This window comes from Occultella kanbiaonis (assembly GCF_009708215.1).
GTDB lineage: Bacteria > Actinomycetota > Actinomycetes > Actinomycetales > Beutenbergiaceae > Occultella > Occultella kanbiaonis.
In genome coordinates this window covers 2,663,554-2,681,132 of the sequence record NZ_CP046175.1, presented here as the reverse complement: position 1 = coordinate 2,681,132, position 17,579 = coordinate 2,663,554, and the positions used below count along the sequence as shown (strand labels likewise).

The window sequence follows — 17,579 nt, the reverse complement described above, 5'->3', positions numbered from 1 at the left end:
CGGCGGAACGTCAGTCGCCGGTGAGCGGGACCAGGTGCGTGGCCGGCACGTGCACCCAGACGTGGGTGCCCTGGGTCAGGTCGGGGGCCGACTCGGCGCGCAGGTCGGCGAGCAGCTCGATCCGGGCGCCCGAGGCGTCCGTGGCCGCGACGGTGACCAGCAGGTCCACCCCGCGGTAGGCCAGGTCCAGGACCACACCCGACACGACCGCGCCGGCGAAGGCGGACGGCGCCTGCTCCCCCACGGTCAGCGCGAGGTGCTCCGGCCGGATCGTGGCAAGCCCGCCGTCGGTGTCGGTGAGGAAGTTCTCGTAGCCGAGGAACTCCGCGACGAACCGGTTCGCGGGTGCGGGGAAGACCTCCTGCGGGGCTCCCTGCTGCTGGATCCTCCCGTCCTTCATCAGGACCATCTCGTCGCTCATCTCGAGCGCCTCGTCCTGGTCATGGGTCACGAGCACCACCGCGAGGCCGGTCTCGGCCTGGATCCGTCGGATCTCCGCGCGCATCTGGATCCGCAGCCGCGCGTCGAGGTTGGACAGCGGCTCGTCCAGGAGCAGCAGCTTGGGCCGGATCGCGATGGCCCGGGCGAGGGCGACCCGCTGCTGCTGTCCGCCGGACAGCTTCTTCGGCTTGCTCGCCGACAGGTGCGCCAGCCCGACCAGCTCCAGCGACTCGGTGACCCGGCGGGCCCGCTCGGCAGCCGGCACCCGGCGCATCTTGAGCCCGAAGCCGACGTTCTCGGCGACGCTCATGTGCGGGAACAGCGCGTAGGACTGGAACACCATGCCCAGGTCCCGCTTCTCCGGCGGGGTACGGGTCGAGTCCACCCCGGCGATGCTGATGGTGCCGCGCGAGGGGGCCAGGTAGCCTGCCAGCATCCGCAGGCTGGTGGTCTTACCGCAGCCGCTGGGGCCGAGCAGGGTGGTCAGCTTCCCGTCGGGGATGGTCAGGTCGATGTTGTCGACGGCGGTGAAGTCACCGAAGACCTGGCTCACCCCGCGGAACTGCGCTGCGCTGGTCATCGGTTGATGCCTCCAAAGACTTTAGCGAAGCCGACGGTGCGCTCGGCGATCACGGCCACCAGCACGGTGGCGGCAAGGATCAGTACGGAGATCGCGGCGACGATCGGGTCGTAGTTCTGCTGCACGTAGTCGAGCATCACCACGGGCAGGGTGCGGAAGTCGCGGCTCTGCAGAAGCAGGGACAGCGGCACGTTGTTGAACGAGGTGATGAAGCTGAGCAGCGCCGCGGAGAACAGGCCCGGGCGCAGGAGCGGCAGGGTGATCGAGAAGAACGTCCGGCCGGCCGAGGCGCCGAGGCCGCGGGCGGCGTCCTCCACGGCGGGGTCGATGAGCGCCAGCGAGGCGCCGGTCACCCGGACCGCGTACGGGAACATCAGCACGGTGTGCCCGAACAGCAGGGTCTGGAAGTTGTCCAGGCCGAAGCCGACCATGAGCTGCTGGTACAGGGCCAGGCCGACCACGAGTTCCGGCACGATCAGCGGGGACAGGAACAGGCCCTCGACCAGGGCCTTGCCGGGGAGCTTCCCACGGTGGATCGCCAGCGCCACCGGCACACCGAGCGCGAGTGCCAGTGCTGCGGAGATCACCGCGAGGATCAGGCTGGAGACCAGCGAGCTCGTGAACGGGGTGTACGTGAGCGCCGCCTCGAACCACTGGAGCGAGAAGCCCTCCGGCGGGAACCGCAGCGTGGAGCCCGCCGTGAACGCGGTGACCACGACGAACAGGATCGGGACGAGCATCACGATGTAGCCGAGCACGGCAAGGCTCGCGGCGATCGGGTGGCGGGTCCTCATGAGGTCGCTCCGCGGCGTGCGGCGAGACTGGACAGGCCGGAGACGGCGAACACCAGCACCGTCATGATCAGCGCCGTCGCACTGGCGGCGGCCCAGTCGATGGTGGTGGACGAATACGTGTACAGCTGGGTGGAGAGCATCCGCTGCCGCGAACCGCCGAGCAGGTACGGCGTGGTGTACGCGGTCACGGCGCCGGCGAACACCAGGGTCGCAGCCACCACGACACCCGGCCCGGAGAGCGGCACCACCACGGACCAGAATGTGCGGATCCGGTTCGCGCCGAGCCCGCGGGCCGCCTCGTCGAGCCCGGCGTCGACCTGGGCCAGCGCGGAGTAGGAGGCCACCACGGCGAGCGGCAGGAAGATCTGGGTCAGACCCAGCACGATCGCGAGCGGGGTGTACAGCAGCTGCGGCGCGGTGTCCACGAGACCGAGGCGCAGGAGCAGCTGTGGGATCGCTCCCTGGGATCCGAGCACGACCAGCCACCCGAACGTGCGCACCACCGAGGACAGCAGCAGCGGGAAGATCGCCAGCGCCAGGAGCACCCCGGCCCATCGGGACGTCGACCTGGAGAGCAGGTAGGCGATCGGATAGCCGAGGCCGATACAGATGACGGTGACGATCAGTCCGAGCCCGAGCGTGCGCATCACGATGGCTTGGTCGTAGGGGTCCGTCAGCATCTGTCCGAGCCGTTCGAAGACCTCGACCGGGCTGACTCCGGGCGGCGCGAACAGCATGGCGACCGACGGGATCAGGAATCCGACCAGGAGCACGGCCAGGCCAGGCAGGACGAGCAGTGCGGTGCGGCCCCGCATGAGCACTCCTCCCGTCCTTCAGAGTCATCACAACCGGTTCCACAACCGGTTACATTGGGGAGTGTAAACGGGTGGATCCCCCGTTCGGCAACTTCGTCCGCAGATTGAACGTCAGAAGAACGGGAGGCACTCGGATGGCAACGCTCTCCGACGTCGCGGTCCGCGCGCAGGTGTCCAAGGCCACCGCGTCACGGGCCCTGAGCCGCCCGGAGCTCGTCGCCCCGGCCACCGTCGCCCGGGTCCGGGCCGCCGCGGCGGACCTCGACTTCGTGGCGAACCGGGCCGCGCAGCACCTTGCCCGCGGCCGAACCGGGATCCTCGGGTTGCTGGTCCCGACCCTCAGCAACGCGTTCTTCGCGCCGATCATCGGCGGCGCCCAGATCCGGGCGGAGGAGGCCGACCTTCAGCTCTCCGTCGCCGTCCTGCCCCTCGAGGACCGGGCGGAGCTCGGCAGGTTCGACCGGCTCGCGACCGGCGTGGACGGGTTCCTCGTCGTGGCACCCCGAGGGCCGGACTCGCTGGTTGCCGAGGCTGCGGCACGCAAGCCCGTCATCCTGGTCGACCGCGAGGTGGACGGGCTCGGGTCCGTGGTGGCGGACACGGCCGGTGCTTTCGCAGAACTACTGCGCGGGCTCGCAGCGGCGGGCCATCGCCGGATCCTGTACATCGGCGGCCCCGACCGTTCCTGGCAGAACGCCCAACGCACCGCCACCCTGCACGAGGCAGCGACCGCCGTCGGCGTCAGTCTCGACGTGCTCGGCCCGTTTCCGGCGACGTTCGACGCCGGAGCCGGCCTGGTCGACCGCGTTGCCTCCTCCGACGCCGATGCCGTGCTCCCCTATGCCAGCGACCTCGGCCTCGGCCTGCTCCTCGGCCTGATCGGCCGAGGCCTCGCCCGGGTGGGCGACGGTGTGCCCGCCACCGGCGCCGACCGGTCGATCAGGGTGGTCGGCGTGCCCGGCACGCCACGCGTGGACGTCGACGGCGAACGGCTCGGCGCGGCAGCCCTCGACCAGTTGATCTCGGCACCGGCGGGCGCAGCCGAGCCGACCAGAGCCCGCCTGCACGTACCCATCTCGTGGGCCGGCGAAGGGCCCGGACAGGCTCGCTGACGGCCCCGAGCTCCTGGCCCCCGTGACTCGACCACGGGGGCCAGGAGGCGCGCCTGCTTGCGCATTCGTCGTGGGTACGTTTAATCTGACTCCCATACAACGCTGATGTTGAATATATCTAGAGGAGCACTGTGGCTCACCCTTCCCTGACCGAGACCACCGCACGGGTCCAGGAGATCATCGGATCGGACGCGATCACGCGGATCTTCCGCGATGCGATGTCCCGGACCCTGCGCGAGGCGTTCGTCCACTCGGACGGCGAGGAGGTGTTCGTCCTCACCGGTGACATCCCGGCGATGTGGCTGCGCGACTCCGCCGCACAGGTACGCCCCTACCTCCCGCTCGCCGCCGACGATCGGGGTGTCGCCGACCTCCTCGTGTCGCTCGTCCGGCGGCAGGTCCGGGCGATCCTGCTCGACCCGTACGCGAACGCCTTCAACGCACGGCCCGACGGTGCGGGGCACGCCGGCGACGAGACCGAGATGCACCCGGCGGTCTGGGAGCGCAAGTACGAGGTCGACTCGTTGTGCTTCCCGCTCCAGCTCGCCCACCAGGTCTGGCGGGTCACCGGACGCACGGACCACCTGGACGCGGAATTCGCCCGAGCCGCCGACCTCATCATCACCACCTGGCAGGTGGAGCAGGACCACGCCGAACGCTCGCCCTACCGCTTCCAGCGCCACGACGGCCCGCCGACGGACACGCTCACCCATGGCGGGAACGGCTCACCGGTCGGCCGGACCGGGATGACCTGGAGCGCGTTCCGGCCGAGCGACGACGCGTGCGTCCTGCACTACAACGTGCCCGGCAACCTGTTCGCGATCCATGTCCTGGGCAACCTCGCGGAGCTGGCCACCGTGGTCCTGGACGATCCGGCCCTCGCACGCCGCGCCCAGGAGCTGGCCGCCGGGCTCGACGCGGGCGTGCGCGCCTGGGGCATCGTCACGCACCCGGTCCACGGCCGGATCTACGCCTACGAGGTCGACGGGCTCGGCGGCGCGGTACTGATGGACGACGCGAACATGCCGAGTCTGCTCTCGCTACCGCTCACCGGCGCGGACGCGCTCGACGAGGAGGTCTACCGCAACACCAGGGCGTTCGTCCTCTCCCCCGACAACCCGACCCACACGGCCGGAACCCACGCCGTCGGGATCGGGAGCCCGCACACCCCGCCCGGCCACGTCTGGCCGATCGCCCTGGCCGTCCAGGGCCTCACCACAGACGACGACGCCGAGAAGCGACGGATCCTCGACCTGCTCGCCCGGACCCATGCCGACACGTTCCGCATGCACGAGTCGTTCCACGTCGACGATCCGGCGACCTTCACCCGCGAGTGGTTCTCCTGGGCCGACTCGATGTTCTGCGAACTGGTGCTGGACGTGTGCGGCGCCGGCATGCAATCCACCCTCGACGAAGAGCAGGTGCCCACACCATGACAACCATCCAGCCGACCGCCGTCAGCGCCGACGCGATGGACATCGCAACCGACAGGGTCACGAGTCCCGCACGTCGCCGGGACCGGCACTCCCGGCCGTTCCGCAAACCGCAGCCCCAGGAGATCTGGGGCTGGATCTTCGTCCTCGTGCCGATGCTCCTGTTCCTGACGTTCGTGATCATCCCCGTGGTGATGGCGGTCGTGCTGAGCTTCACCGACTACGCCGTCATCGGTGACGCATCGTGGGTCGGGCTGGAGAACTACCAACGCATCGCTGGCGATCCGATCTTCCTGCTCGCGCTGCGCAACACCGCGATCTACACCCTCATGTTCGTTCCGCTGGGGGTGGCCGTCGCTCTCGGCACCGCCCTGCTGCTCAACCGGAACAGCAGGGCCGTCAAGCTGTTCCGGACGTTCTTCTACATCCCGGTGGTCGCGTCCACGGTCGCGACCGCGACGATCTGGTACTGGCTGCTGAACCCGCAGTCGGGCCTGTTCAACATCGTCCTCGGCTGGTTCGGGATCAACGGGCCGGCCTGGCTCTACGACTCCAAGTGGGCGATGACGGCGATCGTGCTGATGTCCGTCTGGTCCGGGTTCGGCACCAACATGCTGATCTACCTCGGCGGCCTGCAGGGCATCGCCCGCGAGCTGTACGAGGCGGTCCGAATCGACGGGGCGAACGTCTGGCAGACGTTCCGGTACATCACCATCCCCGGGCTGTCCCGCACCACGTTCCTGATCTCGACGCTGTTGATCATCGGCGCGTTCCAGGTGTTCGACCAGGCGTACCTGCTCACGAAGGGCGGGCCCGGCAACTCCACCCTGACGGTCGTCTACTACATCTACAACCAGGGATTCGGCGGTCTGAAGATGGGCTACGCCTCGGCCCTGTCCTTCGTCCTGTTCCTGATCATCGCCGTGTTCTCGCTGATCAACTTCAAGCTCACGTCCAGGAGCCAGTCATGACCACCGCCGATCCGTACGTCCTGCGCCTGAAGCGTGCGAGCACACCCCGCCAGAAGGTCGGCACCACCGCCTGGTACATCGCGGTCATCGCCGTCTCGATCACCACGGTGTTCCCGCTGATCTGGACGATCGTCACCTCGCTCAAGCCCGAGGGCGAGATCCTGTCCTCGTCGCTGCAGATCTGGCCGGACCAACCCACCCTCGAGAACTACGTGAAGGCGTGGACGTCGGTGCCGTTCGGGCGGTACTTCTTCAACTCGACCTTCCTGGCCGTGGCCGGAGTGGTGCTGAACATCTTCTTCGGCTCCCTCGCCGGGTACGCATTCGCGCGGCTGCGGTTCCGGGGGAAGCGGGTCCTGTTCGGCACGCTGCTGTCCTCGTTGATGATCCCCGGGATCGTCACGATGGTGCCGACGTTCCTGGTTCTGCGCCGGTTCCCGTTCGCCGGTGGCAACGACTTCTTCGGTCAGGGCGGGATGGGCTTCATCAACTCGTACTGGGCGATCATCCTGCCCGGCGCCGCGGGTGCGTTCGCCGTGTTCTTCATGCGCCAGTTCTTCGCCTCCATGCCGGAGGAGCTCGCCGAGGCGGCCCGGATCGACGGCGCCTCCGAGTTCCGGATCTTCGCCCAGATCTACATGCCGCTCGCCAAGGCCGGCGCCGCGGTGCTCGGCATCCTCACCTTCCAGGCCGGCTGGAACAGCTTCATGTGGCCGCTCATCGTGCTCAGCGACCGCGACATGCTGACCGTCCAGGTGGGCCTGGCCGCGTTCAAGACCGAACACACGACGGACTACGGGCCGCTGATGGCCGGAACGGTCATCGTGAGCCTGCCGGTCCTGCTCATCTTCGTGCTCGCCCAGCGCTACATCATCGAGGGCGTCGCGCACGTCGGTTCCAAATAGCTCCCCCACCCAACAATAAGGAGACAGTTCGTCATGTCGACGAAGACACGAACCTCAACATTCATGAAGATCTCGGCGGGACTCGCCGTCGGGGCGCTCGCCCTGGCCGCCTGCTCCTCCGGCGGCGGCGGCGCCTCCGGCGACGACGGCGGCGACGGCGGTCAGGAAGTCACCTTCTGGGGCAACTGGACCGGCGAGCAGGCCACCCAGATCGAGACCCAGGTCGAGGCGTTCAACGCCAGCCAGGATGACTACGTCGTCACCTACCAGCCCCAGGAGGAGGTCGAGGCCAAGCTCCTCACGGCGATCGCCGGCGGCGGTGTGCCGGACGTCGTGCTCTGGGACCGGTTCGCGACCAGCGTCTACGCGAGCAAGGGTGCGCTGATGTCGCTCGAGGATCTCATCGCCTCCGACTCCGTCGACACCTCGATGTTCTACGAGGCCGCCCTGAACGAGCTCACCTACGACGGCACCGTCTACGGGATCCCGCTCACGGTGGACAACCGGTCCCTGTTCTACAACGCGGACCTGCTCACCGAGGCCGGCCTCGAGCCGCCCACGAACTGGGCCGAGCTCGCCGACGCGGCCGAGGCGCTGACCGTGCGCGAGGGTGGCACCCTCGCTCGGTCCGGCTTCGCGCTCTCCGACGTCGGCCTGTTCAGCATGTGGCTCGGCCAGGCCGGTGGCCAGATGGTCTCCGACGACGGCCAGGCCGCCTTCAACACCCCCGAGGGCCTCGCCGTCCTCGAGGAGTGGGACGACCTCATGAACAACCGCGGCGTGTACGACCTCGGCTTCGCCGAGGGCACCGACGGGTTCGCCGAGGGCACCGTGGCGATGGCCTACAACGGTCCCTGGACCCTGGCGACCTATGACGCGATCGAGGACCTCAACTACGGGATCGTCGCGGCGCCCGCAGGCCCGAACGGCGACCAGGCCTCCGGCCTTGGCGGCTTCGGCATGATCATCCCGGAGGGCGCCCCGAACGTCGAGGGTGCCTGGGAGTTCATCAAGTGGTGGACCACGCAGCCCGAGAACGGGGTTGCCTTCGCCGAACTGAGCGGCAACATGCCCGCCAACCTCCAGGCCGCCGAGGACCCGTTCTTCACGGAGAACGAGGCCTACTCCGCTCTGCTGGAGACGATGGCGTTCGCGACCGCTCGGCCCACGATCCCGGGCTACTCCGACGCCGAGGGGCAGGGGCTCATCCCCGAGCTCCAGCGCTTCATGGCCGGCGAGATCAGCGCCCAGGAGGCACTCGACAACGCCGAGGAGTCCTTCAACCGGATCCTGGCCGAGAACGCCTGATCGATGACGCACACCGACTGGTCCGACCGAGCGGACCTCGCCCACCACAGCCTCGCGGTGCTCTACGGCGCTCCCGAGCCACAGCTGTTGAACAACTCCCATCCGGTCGACGAGAACGCCACGTTCAACTACTGGTGGCTCGCACACGCGATGGACGTCGCGATCGACGGCTGGGAACGCACCGACGATCCGGTCCACCTGCGCACCGCCGTCGAGATCTTCGAGAACATCGTCGCCCGCAACTCCGGCAGCCTGTTCAACGACTACTTCGACGACATGCTCTGGCTCGCCCTCGCTCTGGAGCGCCTGTCCCGCGCTCCGGGGTACGAGGAGTACCTCGAGCCGGCGCGGGTGATCTGGCAGCACTGCCTCGACGACGGCTGGAACGAGGTGATGGGCGGCGGGATCGCGTGGCGCAAGTCGCAGACGTACTACAAGAACACGCCGGCGAACGGGCCGTTCATCATCCTCGGCGCCAGGCTGGCGTCCAGGTTCGGCAGTGACGGCTCCGGCGAGCCGTACCTGGACCGGGCCCGGCAGACGATGGACTGGCTCACGGAGCACCTGGTCCGCGAGGACGGCACCGTGGAGGACGGCGTGAACCGTGAGGGTGACGCCCATGTCGACACGGACTGGCGCTACACCTACAACTACGGCCTGTTCATCGGTGCGTGCGTCGAGCTGTTCGCGCACGACGACGACCCCGCCTGGTTGGACCGGGCTCAGCTCAGCGCGCGCCGGGCCGTCGAGCTCCTCGCCACGGACGGGGTGTTCCCGGAGACGGGTGGCGGTGACGTGGGGCTCTTCAAAGGCATCTTCTACCGGTACCTGGACCTGCTCCTGGACCTGCGCCCGTCGCCCGACCTGGTCGCGTTCGTGCGGTCCGGGACGGACCGGCTCTGGGACGTGAACCGGCTCGACGATGCCGACGGCGTGCTCTGGGCCGACGACGACTGGCGGGCCCGGCCGCAGGGGCGGACGTCCATGTCCACCCAGCTCTCGGCCGTGATGGCGACCGAGACACGTGCACGGATCGAGGCTCGTGAGCTCGCGCGGACGCCGGCCTGAGGTCCGCCCGGTGCCAGCGACCCGACCGGCGCTCACCCGCCGTCGGGCGTTGGCACTGGGCGGTGCCGGCGCCCTGGGCGCCACCCTGCTCGCCGCCTGCGGGCCGGCTCAGGACCCGCCACCCAGGGTGGTCGCTGCGGTCCCGCCACCGGATCCGCGGCGTGCGGCGCCCTGGCGGGCGGCGGTGACCCAGGCGAGCCTCGCCGAGTACTTCGGTGCGCCGTCGCCCCAGCTGCTGCACTACGTCCACCCGGTGGACCAGGCGGCGGACGCTCCGTTCCACTATTGGTGGAACGCCCACGCCATCGACGCGGCCATCGACGCCTGGGAGCGCACCGCTGCTGCCGACGATCTGGACCGCGCGCAGGAGCTGCGCGAGAACCTGATCCTGCGCAATGGCGACGACCTGTTCAACGACTTCTTCGACGACATGGGCTGGTTCGCACTGGCCCTGTTGCGGCTCGCCGACGCGGCCGGTGACGACAGTGCGCTCGAGGACGCGATCGCCCTGCACGATCACATCTGGGATCTCGGCTGGAGCACCCAGGGCGGCGGGATCGTCTGGGAGAAGGGGCAGTACCACTACAAGAACACGCCCGCGAACGGTCCGTTCGTGATCGCCGGCCACCGGCTGCACCGGAGGACGGGCGAGGCCCGGTTCCTCGACCGCGCCCGGGCGTCGCTGCAGTGGTGGGAGGACACCCTGGTCGAGCCGGACGGCTTCGTCCACGACGGCATCAACCGCAACCGGGACGGCGCCATCGACACCGACTGGCGGTTCACCTACAACCAGGGCCTGTACGTGGGGGCCTGCGTCGAGGAGTTCCGCACCGACGGCGACCCGGCCCGGCTGGACCGGGCCGCCATGACGATCGACGTGAGTCTGGCCGAACTGACTGACGGGCCCGTGTTCACCCCCGACGGCGACGGTGGCGACGCCGGCCTGTTCGCGGGGATCTTCTACCGGTACGCCGGTCAGTTCCTCGCCGAGGCCGAGCACACCGCGCTCAGTGAGTTCATCGTGACCAGCACGGACGCGCTGTTCGAGAACCAGTACGGCGGTGACGGCACCCTTCTGGCCGGGGACGACTGGTCCGCGCCCGCGCCGGCGCGTACCGACCTGTCCACGCAGCTCACGGCGGTGATGGCGACCGAGGTCGCGGCGGCGCAGTACCGGACCTGACCCACGGGCGACCCGGGCGGCTCAGACCCAGCCGCGGCGGACGGCCTCCGCGCCGAGCTGGAACCGGGTCGCGACCCGCGTGAGCTCCATGAGCACACTGACGCGTCGCTGCACGGTGCGCGCGGAGATGCCGAGCTGGCTCGCGATGCGCGCGTCGGTCAGGCCCACCATGAGCAGCGTCAACATCGACCGGTCGAGCTCCGCCACCTCGTCGGTCGCACCCGGCTCACCCTCGTCGGTGAGGCGCGCCGCCCGCGACCACGTCGACTCGAAGACCTCCACCAGCAGGTCCAGCAGGCTCGAGGGATGGACGAGGATCGCGCCGTAGCGATCATCTCTCGCGCGGCGCATCGGCAGCAGAGCGAGGTCGTCGTCGATGATGAGCAGCCGGGTCGGCAGCGCCGGCGCCACCCGCACGTACTCGCCGTACGGCAGCGCCTCCCGGGCGGCGGCGTAGAAGTTGGCGTCGTCCATGACCCCGCGCTCGACGAGCACCCGGTACCGCACGCCCCGCAGCAGCGCGCGCTCCTCCTCGGCGTTCTCCTCCGCGGAGACGAACGGCACGTCCGCGCGCACGAAGGCGCGCACCTGTTGCTCCGCTGCCGCCTGCAGCTGGGCGAACCGCTGCCGGACGGCGTCCGCACCGAGTACGACGTCGACGACATCCGCGGCCGTGCGTCCCGCGAGCGAGTCCCGGTAGACGGCCTCGAGGTCGACGAGGTCGGATCGGACGGTATCGAGCCGTCGCTCCTGCTCGGCCAGGAGCGCCCGGAGCGCGATGCCGGGCGGGGACGCGACCGCGCGCTCGGAGTCCGCCCCCTGCCGCGCGGCCAGTCCCATCGTCTCGAGAACCGCGAGGAGCTCGGTGACGCGGCCCGCCGATAGCGCGACCTCCGGCGCCAGCTCGGCGGCCGTCGCGGACGGTCGCGCCACGAGCGCTCGATAGACGCGAGCCGACTCCTCGTCCAACCCGATGCCGTCGAGCATGTACATCGCCCCATTCTCTCGAGCGGGCGGACCACCTCGGGTGTCGAGAATCTGCCATGGCGTAAAGGCGCCACCCACAGCGCCACTCTATGTGGCACTTTGTCTCCACCCGACCTCGTCGTCCCCTCGGAAGGCCACCCGTGCGCGTTCGTCCTCCCCTCTCCTCCGCCCGTCGTCGTGGGCGGCGCTCGGCACTCGCCGGACTCGCCGCCGCCATCGTCCTGACGTCCGGATCGTTCGCCGCCGCGGACCCCGGCGACGCCGGTGACGGCAGCGGCGGCAGCTCCGGCGCTGGAGCCGGCGCAGCCACCCCTGCGGACCGTCACACCGTCACGCTCCTCACCGGTGACGTCGTCACCCTGACCGACCTCGCCGACGGCAGCCGGACCGTCGACGTCGAGCCTGCCGACCCGACCGCGCTCGTCCGGACCTACGTCGTCGACGGCCACATCCACGTCGTGCCCGAGGCCGCGCTGCCGTACCTCGCCTCCGGCGCTCTCGACGACGCACTGTTCGACGTCTCCCAGCTCGTCGAGTTCGGGTTCGACGACGCGTCCGTCGCGGCGACCCCGGTGATCGTCGAGTACTCCGACGGGCCGACGCCGCGCACCGGCCCGGTCACCGGCCTCGACCTCGACGTCCCGCTGACCAGCATCGGCGGAGCAGCAGGTGGCGCGGACCGCTCGGTCGCCGAGCAGGCCTGGGCCGAGCTCACCTCCTCCCCCGGTCGGTCGGCCACCGCCGGCGCACTCGCGGCCGGCATCGAGTCGATCCACCTGGACGCCCCCGTCGAGGCCTACCTCGACACCAGCGTCGGCTACATCGGTGCACCGCAGGCCTGGGCGGCCGGGTTCGACGGCACCGGCGTGCGCGTCGCCGTCCTGGACAGCGGGGTCGACGCGGGTCACCCCGACCTGACCGAGTCCGTCATCGAGACCCAGAGCTTCGTGCCCGGTGAGACCGTCGACGACGTGAACGGTCACGGCACCCACGTGGCCTCGACGGTCGCCGGCTCGGGTGCGGCGTCCGACGGCCTCTACAGCGGCGTCGCCCCGGGCGCGGACCTGCTCGTCGGCAAGGTGCTCAGCGACAACGGCGAGGGCCTCACCTCCTGGATCATCGAGGGCATGGAGTGGGGCGCGGCGAACGCCGACGTCGTCTCCATGAGCCTCGGCAGCCGTGAGGCGTCGGACGGCACCGACATCATGTCGGAGGCGCTGAACGAGATCACCGCCGAGACCGGCACGCTGTTCATCGTCGCCGCAGGCAACAGCGGCGCACCCGGCACCATCGGGGCGCCCGCCGCCGCGTCGGGCGCGCTGGCGATCGGCTCGGTCGACGACACCACGGACGGGCTCTCCTGGTTCTCCAGCCAGGGACCGCTCCACGGCTCCGGCGGGCTGAAGCCGGATGTCAGCGCGCCCGGCTCGGGTATCACGGCCGCTCGCTCGCAGTTCTCTGCCGGAGAGGGCTCGTACACGACCATGGACGGGACGTCGATGGCGACGCCGCACGTCTCCGGTGCCGCGGCGATCGCATTGCAGGCGGACCCCACGCTCACCGGTGTGCAGCTCAAGGACCTCCTCGTCAGCTCCGCCCGCGATCTCGGCTTCACGCCGTACCAGGCCGGCAGCGGCGTGACTGACGTGCTGGCCGCCGTCGAGCGCGATGTGTTCGCAACGGGCAGCGCCGACTTCGGGATGCTCCCATGGGGCGAGGCGTCCGGAACCGTCGACCGCGACGTGACCTTCACGAACCGGTCCGACACCGAGCTGACGCTCGACCTCGCGCTGTCCGTCGCCGTCGCGAACCCCGGCGACGGTGACGGCGGCGGCATCGAGCCGGGCATTGCACCCGGTGGCACCACCCTCGCCGCCGACGACGCCGTGCTCCTGCCACAGACGCAGGTGACGGTGCCCGCCGGTGGCACCGCGACCGTCACGCTCTCCGGCGACCACGCGGCGCTCGCTCCCGGCGAGCAGTTGTCGGGGACCCTCGTCGGGTCCGTGGCCGGGGAGGCGCTCACGCGCACGTCGTTCGGCATGATCACGGAGGCGGAGCGCTACGACCTGACCCTGCGCGCCACCGGGATCGACGGCCAGCCGGCCACGATGTACGCGATGTTCTTCAACCTCGACACCCAGAGCGCCGAGAGCGTCCTCGTCGACGGTGAGACGACGCTGCGCCTGCCGGCCGGTCGGTACAGCGCGATGGCCTACGCCGACGTCGAGACGGCGCCCGGCACCGATGCCATCGCGCTCGTCGGCGACCCGGACATCGTGCTCGAGGGCGACACGACCGTCGACCTGGACGTCCGCGCGGCGGACCCCGTCACGGTGGACGTCGGCCGTGACGACCTGTCCGCGGAGAACCGGCGGATGGACTACAGCGTCGAGGGGATGATGGGCTCGGCGATGATCCCGCTCCTCGTCGATGAGTTGCTGGCCCAGCCCCTCGTCGCGGAGAGTGCGACCAGTTTCGCCTTCGCGACGCGCTGGCGCCTGCGCGACCCGCGCATCACGCTCACGCTCGACGGCGCGGACCTCGGCGCGCGCGAGCAGCCCGCCGCCCCGTACCTCGACGGCGAGCTGTCGACGACCGCAGCCGACCTGGGCACCGGGAGCAGCGCCGACGTGGCGGGCGTCGCGCTCGACGGCGGGATCGCCGTCGTCCGCACCTCCGCCGAGGTGGGGCCGGTGGAGCGCGCCGCGAACGTCGCCGCCACCGGTGCCGCACTGCTGGTCGTCGTCCAGGGCGAGGAGTCCCTCGAGTGGTACGGAGACGACTACGGCAACGACGCACCGCTACCGGTGGCCGCGGTGAGCGGCCCCGACGGGCAGGCCCTGCTCGCCGCCCTCGCGGCCGGCGACGTGGAGCTGGGCGCCGTCGGGCGGCCGGTGGCTGGCGACGTCTATGACGTCCTGCTGTACACCGACGGTGAGATCCCGGCGAACCCGACGAAGATCGCGGACGACCTCGCACTTGTCACCACGACCTATCACGGCGCCCAGCCCACGCTCGTCGGCGAGTTCCGCTACGACTTCGCCCCGGGCGTCGACGTGGGTCAGGGTTTCCTGTTCGCCACCGAGCGGCCGGGGGTCCGTCGGGAGTGGGTGAGCACCACGGATGCCGAGTGGTACCAGGGCGCCACCGACATCGGCTCGACGTGGGAGGTCCGTGACGTCCGGCGTTCCTACACCGCAGGCGAGGAGCTCGAGGCCTCGTACTTCTCGCCGATCGTGCGCCCGTATGTCGGCGCCGGCTACTGGGCTCCGTTCCGCCAGGCCGACGGTGTGCAGGTGAATCTGCCGTCGTGGGCTGATGGTGGCAACGCGCAACGCACCGGGGCGATGGACGTGTTCGCGGGCCTGCCTGGCATCGGCCAGCTCACGCAGTTGTACGTCGACGACGTGCTCGTGGACGAGTCCACGTTCCAGGGCGTCACTGCCTGGGACCTACCGGCCGCGGAATCCCGCTTCCGGGTCGTCAACACCACGTCGCACGACGCTGCGGTGCTGCCGACGTCGACCGCGACCCGGACCGAGTGGGAGTTCGACTCCTCGGCCACCGACACCGAGAGCGTGCTGCCGATGATCCAGGCGTTCTACGACGTCGACACGGCGATCGACGGCACGGTCGGAGCCGACCGGACCGCCGGCGAGCCGGTCCCGCTCGGCGTCGAACTCGGGCATCTGGCCGGGGCGACGGGGTCCGCGGCGCTGGAGTCGGTGAGCGCAGAGTTCTCGACCGACGACGGCGCCACCTGGCAGCGACTCGAGCTCGCCGAGACTCCTGCCGTCGCGGGCGCCGTGTCGCCGCTGGCGACGTTCGTCCAGGAGCGTGAGTACGTGCGGTCGTTCGCCGCCGAGGTGCCGGTGCCGGACGCCGGGGCTGCCGTGTCCCTGCGGGTCGTCGCGGCGGACGCGGCCGGGAACGCGTTCAGTCAGGAGATCACGTCGGCCTTCGTCGTGGTACCCGCACAGGACCCCGGCGAGCCGACCGAGCCGCCGGCGCCGACCGAGCCACCGTCCTCCGGTGGGCCGAGCAGCCCCGGCGACGGCGGAGCCGGTGATCCCGGAGCCGGCGATCCGACGGACGCCGGCCCAGGAACGGAGGGCGCCGGCCCCGGAGGCTTCCTGCCCAGCACGGGCGCGAGCATCGGCCTGCTCGTGCTCCTCGCGGTGGCAGCGGTCGGTGCCGGGCTGCTCCTTCGACGGCGCTTCGCCGCGGCGCACGCCGGCCGCGGCTGAGACGGACGGGCGCGCGGCCCTCACCCCGGCCGCGCGCCCGGCGCCGCTCAGCGTCGTGGTGGCGCGGTGGTCTCGCCGACGACGAGCTCGGTGGGCAGCACCTGCTTGGCCACCCGGCCGCGCTCGCTCAGCTGGGCCAGGACCGACTCGAGGGTCGCCTGTCCGAGCGCGTGCTCGTGCTGGTCGATGTGGGTGAACCGCCGGACCTCGTCGTCGAAGACATGCTGGGGTGCGTCGAACGAGACGACCGAGACGTCCTGGGGCACCTCGAGCCCGAGCTCACGCAGCGCCCGCACCAGGAGCAGCCCGACGGCGTGCTCCGAGGCCACGAATCCGGTGAGGTGGGAGTTCGTGGTGAGGAACTCCTTGAGGTTGGCGAGGTCGTCGTCGACGCTCACCTCGTGGTCGGGCACCACCGAGGAGACCTTCCGATACTCGTGGGCCGACGTGAAGGCGAGTGCGTGCTCGGCGTGCGCGTAGACGAATCCGCGGTGCCGGTCGTCGAGGGTGGACACGGTCCCGGACGACGTGACCAGGCCGATGTTGCGGTGTCCGAGCCCGAACAGGTGCTCCGCCGCGGCCCGGCCCGATGCCACGTTGTCGGAGCACACGGTCGAGACCGGGAGGCCGTCGAGGTTGCGGTCGAGGATGACGAGTGGCAGCTGCGTCGAGACCAGGTCGAGGATCGCCGGCGCGATCCACTCCGAGGAGCCCGGCTGCAGGATCAACCCGTCCACACCGAGGTCGCGGTACTGGGCCAGCAGTCCCTGCTCACGGTCGTGGAAACCCTCGGTTCGGCCGAGCACCACGTTGGCCCGGCCGAGGCTGGCATCGAGGATGCCCCAGAGCACCCGGGTCCCGAAACTGTCGTCGAAGCTGGTCAGGACGCAACCGATGGTGGGCAGCGTGCTCGTCGAACGGGCGGCCCCGAGTCCCGCGGTCCGCGAGATCACCTCGGAGCCGAGGCGAGGCCGGCGCTTGATGTACCCGGCCCGGTCCAGCATGTCCAGGGCGTGCTTGATCGTGATCGTCGAGACACCGAACTCGTCGGCCAGCTGGCTCTGGGTGGGCAGCCGCTCCCCCACGTCGATCGCGCCCGACTCGATCCGCTCCTTGAGCGTGGCGAAGACCCGGGCGTACAGCGCGTCGTTCATGGCGATCCTTTGGATGAATGAATATGCCCAGAGCCTAGCGCAGCGGGCACCGGGCGACAGGACCGCCGCGTGCGTGTCGTCAGCCCCGGCAGGCGGTCCGGAGCGGGGCACCGGCCGTCGGTGTGCCACACAGAACTACCCGCAGGGGACCTCGAGGTCCCGGCAGGGCCGGCGCAGGTGGGTCAGGCGGTCGGGGTCTCGTCGTCGGAGGGCTCGGCGACCTCCTGCACGAACACGACCCTGTTTCCCGCCGGATCGGATCCCTCGGCGGTCCTGACGACGCCGTAGTCGTCGATCTCACCCCAGGGGACGCCGGCGGCCTCGCACCCGGTCCGTTGGACGTCGACGTCCGCAACGCCGATGACGACCGTGGTCCGCCCGGCGGACTCGGGATCGGCGGACACCTGGATCCAGGCGTTCTCCGCCAGTTGCCACTCGGCGATGCCTTCCATCGGCTCGACGTCCGGCCCTCGTCCGATCCACCGCCCGTACCAGGCGGTAGCGGCGGCGTGGTCGGTGACGGGCAGCACGCTGATCACGCTCGTCAGCATTGACTCGGTCATCGTCGATCGGTCCTC

At 70.4% G+C, this 17,579-nt stretch carries 14 protein-coding genes; 8 read left to right on the top strand and 6 right to left on the bottom strand.

What is annotated here, in order from left to right:
• Positions 1-10: 10 nt before the first annotated feature.
• Genes GKS42_RS12385 through GKS42_RS12375 form a run of 3 tightly spaced genes read right to left on the bottom strand, consistent with a single transcriptional unit; the run spans position 11 to position 2,630 of the window.
• Positions 11-1,021, bottom strand: a complete 1,011-nt coding sequence (locus tag GKS42_RS12385; RefSeq protein ID WP_154794099.1) for an ABC transporter ATP-binding protein — start codon at positions 1,019-1,021, stop codon at positions 11-13.
• Entirely contained in the window at positions 1,018-1,815 is a 798-nt protein-coding gene (locus tag GKS42_RS12380; protein WP_154794098.1) for an ABC transporter permease, read from the bottom strand. Before GKS42_RS12380 ends, GKS42_RS12385 begins: the two co-directional genes overlap by 4 nt.
• Positions 1,812-2,630 (bottom strand): ABC transporter permease, encoded by an 819-nt coding sequence (locus GKS42_RS12375; RefSeq protein WP_154794097.1) that lies wholly within the window; start codon positions 2,628-2,630, stop codon positions 1,812-1,814. The genes GKS42_RS12380 and GKS42_RS12375 overlap by 4 nt, the downstream gene beginning before the upstream one ends.
• 134 nt (positions 2,631-2,764) lie before the next feature.
• Here GKS42_RS12375 and GKS42_RS12370 point away from each other — a divergent pair, with 134 nt between their 5' ends.
• From GKS42_RS12370 to GKS42_RS12340, 7 genes are all read left to right on the top strand, one after another.
• The gene (locus tag GKS42_RS12370) at positions 2,765-3,742 is read left to right on the top strand and encodes a LacI family DNA-binding transcriptional regulator (protein ID WP_154794096.1); all 978 of its coding nucleotides are present in this window, start codon (positions 2,765-2,767) and stop codon (positions 3,740-3,742) included.
• Between the two features lie 131 nt (positions 3,743-3,873).
• On the top strand, positions 3,874-5,178 hold the full coding sequence (locus GKS42_RS12365) for a glycoside hydrolase family 125 protein (RefSeq protein ID WP_154794095.1): 1,305 nt from the start codon (positions 3,874-3,876) through the stop codon (positions 5,176-5,178).
• On the top strand, positions 5,175-6,146 hold the full coding sequence (locus tag GKS42_RS12360) for a carbohydrate ABC transporter permease (RefSeq protein ID WP_154794094.1): 972 nt from the start codon (positions 5,175-5,177) through the stop codon (positions 6,144-6,146). Before GKS42_RS12365 ends, GKS42_RS12360 begins: the two co-directional genes overlap by 4 nt.
• A complete protein-coding gene (locus tag GKS42_RS12355; protein ID WP_154794093.1) occupies positions 6,143-7,051 on the top strand; it encodes a carbohydrate ABC transporter permease in 909 nt (302 codons plus the stop codon). The genes GKS42_RS12360 and GKS42_RS12355 overlap by 4 nt, the downstream gene beginning before the upstream one ends.
• A 33-nt stretch (positions 7,052-7,084) precedes the next feature.
• Positions 7,085-8,359 carry an ABC transporter substrate-binding protein gene (locus tag GKS42_RS12350; RefSeq protein ID WP_232848034.1) on the top strand — a complete coding sequence of 425 codons (1,275 nt, stop codon included), beginning with the start codon at positions 7,085-7,087 and terminating at the stop codon, positions 8,357-8,359.
• 3 nt (positions 8,360-8,362) lie between these two features.
• Positions 8,363-9,427 (top strand): glycoside hydrolase family 76 protein, encoded by a 1,065-nt coding sequence (locus GKS42_RS12345; RefSeq protein ID WP_154794092.1) that lies wholly within the window; start codon positions 8,363-8,365, stop codon positions 9,425-9,427.
• Between the two features lie 10 nt (positions 9,428-9,437).
• Positions 9,438-10,610, top strand: coding sequence for a glycoside hydrolase family 76 protein (locus tag GKS42_RS12340; protein ID WP_168217825.1), 1,173 nt, complete (start codon positions 9,438-9,440; stop codon positions 10,608-10,610).
• Between the two features lie 21 nt (positions 10,611-10,631).
• On the opposite strand, the gene GKS42_RS12335 is transcribed toward GKS42_RS12340, so the two are convergent.
• Positions 10,632-11,603 carry a helix-turn-helix domain-containing protein gene (locus tag GKS42_RS12335; protein WP_232848033.1) on the bottom strand — a complete coding sequence of 324 codons (972 nt, stop codon included), beginning with the start codon at positions 11,601-11,603 and terminating at the stop codon, positions 10,632-10,634.
• 134 nt (positions 11,604-11,737) lie between these two features.
• On the opposite strand from GKS42_RS12335, the gene GKS42_RS12330 reads away from it, so the two are divergent.
• Complete coding sequence (locus GKS42_RS12330; RefSeq protein WP_168217824.1) at positions 11,738-15,847, top strand: S8 family serine peptidase; 4,110 nt, start codon at positions 11,738-11,740, stop codon at positions 15,845-15,847.
• A gap of 47 nt (positions 15,848-15,894) precedes the next feature.
• Here GKS42_RS12330 and GKS42_RS12325 read toward each other — a convergent pair whose 3' ends face one another.
• Complete coding sequence (locus GKS42_RS12325; protein WP_154794089.1) at positions 15,895-17,001, bottom strand: LacI family DNA-binding transcriptional regulator; 1,107 nt, start codon at positions 16,999-17,001, stop codon at positions 15,895-15,897.
• Between the two features lie 182 nt (positions 17,002-17,183).
• Complete coding sequence (locus tag GKS42_RS12320) at positions 17,184-17,564, bottom strand: VOC family protein (protein WP_154794088.1); 381 nt, start codon at positions 17,562-17,564, stop codon at positions 17,184-17,186.
• Positions 17,565-17,579: the final 15 nt, after the last annotated feature.